The following is a 1,491-nucleotide window of genomic DNA, read 5'->3' as shown; positions in this document are numbered from 1 at the left end:
TTGAAAAATGCTGGTCATGGCTAAAAAGCCGCTAAGCCAAGCAACTAGAGCATTTTGAAACACTGCGAGAGGCTAGGTCGCACGTCCTCACGTAGAGCGTCCTAACCAACCTGGCGGTTGCTATAAATTCAGAAGCATGAAGGAAAATTGCTCCGCCTACTTTCAGCAAATTGCGACCCAAGACTGGGACAGAACTCCCACCAGCGTCAAGAAACTGGTGGAGCAGATGGGGCAGCGCATAGAACAATTAGAACAAGAAACTGCTCAGTTGCGGATCACAATGCAACAGCACGAAGAGAAAATAAATCGCACCTCAAAGAACTCATCATCTCCCCCATCCCAAGACCCACCCAACATCCCGCGCGCAGCAGCGAAAAAGGAAAAGTGGTAAAAAGCGAGGGGGGCAAAAAGGTCATGAAGGTCATAGTCGACCTTTGTACCCCATAGAACAATGTTCTAGCATTATCGACCACCATCCAAACACCTGTGGCTGTTGTGGAGAAGCACTCAGTGGAGAAGACAAAAACCCTTACCGTCATCAAATTGTCGAACTACCACCGATAACTCCAATAGTAGTAGAACATCGCTTACACCAACTGGTGTGCTCCCAATGTGGAAATACCACCCGTGCGGTATGGCCAATAGATGTGAACCCCAGTGGTTACGGTGAAAGAGTGGTAGCAACGGTGGCACGAAAGAGTGGATTGTATCGCCATAGCCACAGGATGGTAAAAACTGCTATGGAAGATTTATTTGGTATACCAATGTCTAAGCCAACGGTAAACCGCTTGCGAATGGAAGCTTCTATGGCATTAAAAGATCCAGTGGACTCCGCGAAAAAATATGTACAGCATCAGCCAGTAGTGGCAGCAGATGAAACCAGCTTTAATCAAGGTAATATCGACGGCAATAACCCCAAACAACGACAAGCTTGGCTGTGGGTTGCGGTGACACCACTGGTGACATTTTTTGAGATTGCCCTAACTCGTTGTACCTCTTCTGCTCAAAACTTACTGGGTGAAAACTTTACAGGTATTTTAAATTCAGATCGACACGGCGCAACTGGGTAGATAATGAATCTCGACAGTTATGTTGGGCGCACCTGAGGCGGGAATTTATTAAAATCTCGGAACGTCCGGGTGTATCTAAACAAATAGGTACGGAACTGGTAAAACAACAGGAAAAGTTATTTGAGTTATGGCATCGAGTTAGGGACGGGACTTTAGCTCGTTGTGATTTCATCTGTCTCGCAAAAGATATTCGCTCCAATATCAAATCCTTGTTGGAAGAAACTGCAGATTACTCGATTGGGTCAAAGGATAAAACCCCCTTTGCTAAGACCGTTCGCACCTGTCGTCAACTATTGGGACTTTAGTCAAAATCAAGCCCAAATGTAGCCCTTACTCGCCTTGTAAGCAACAAATACGTCTCGATTCTCCTGGAGCCAATGGACAAAACGGCAAGACATGGCACTCCGAAAAGCTTCTAAAG

General features: G+C 46.1%; 2 protein-coding genes and 1 pseudogene. All 3 read left to right on the top strand.

Features of this window, described 5'->3' with window-relative positions; translation table 11 throughout:
- Positions 1-136: 136 nt before the first annotated feature.
- On the top strand, positions 137-391 hold the full coding sequence (locus F6K53_RS41970) for a DUF6444 domain-containing protein (RefSeq protein ID WP_293086384.1): 255 nt from the start codon (positions 137-139) through the stop codon (positions 389-391).
- A 43-nt stretch (positions 392-434) separates the two neighbouring features.
- Entirely contained in the window at positions 435-1,070 is a 636-nt protein-coding gene (locus tag F6K53_RS41965) for a transposase (RefSeq protein ID WP_293086381.1), read from the top strand.
- A 14-nt stretch (positions 1,071-1,084) separates the two neighbouring features.
- A pseudogene (locus tag F6K53_RS46345) lies at positions 1,085-1,375 on the top strand (transposase); the annotation flags it as partial.
- Between the last annotated feature and the right edge of the window lie 116 nt (positions 1,376-1,491).

The sequence above is a fragment of the Moorena sp. SIO4A1 genome (assembly GCF_010672065.1).
Taxonomy (GTDB): Bacteria; Cyanobacteriota; Cyanobacteriia; order Cyanobacteriales; family Coleofasciculaceae; genus Moorena.
The sequence above is the reverse complement of the archived record's forward strand: the minus strand, read 5'-3'. Positions and strand labels throughout refer to the sequence as shown.

Coding starts and splice junctions, on each gene's coding strand:
- F6K53_RS41970 (WP_293086384.1), top strand. CDS start 137: ATGAAGGAAAATTGCTCCGCCTACTTTCAGCAAATTGCGACCCAAGAC.